General features: G+C 76.7%; 1 pseudogene. It reads left to right on the forward strand.

Going from position 1 to position 210, the window contains the following annotated elements:
- Positions 1-210, forward strand: a pseudogene (locus VR45_RS41885) (DUF11 domain-containing protein); the annotation flags it as partial.

A 210-nucleotide genomic window follows, 5' to 3' on the forward strand; every position in this document is an offset into this window, starting at 1 on the left:
CCGCCACCGGCGTCACCCTCACGGACTCGCTCACCGGCCCGGGCACCGTGCTCTCGGCCACGCCGGGCCAGGGCAGCTGCACCACCACCGCCACCAGTGCCAACTGCACCCTCGGCACCCTCGCCGCCGGCGCGAGCACCACCGTCACGGTCACGGTCGGCACCACCGGTGCGGGCACCCTCAGCGACACCGCCACCGTCGGCGCCACCC

This window comes from Streptomyces sp. NRRL S-495 (assembly GCF_000966955.1).
Lineage (GTDB): Bacteria > Actinomycetota > Actinomycetes > Streptomycetales > Streptomycetaceae > Kitasatospora > Kitasatospora purpeofusca.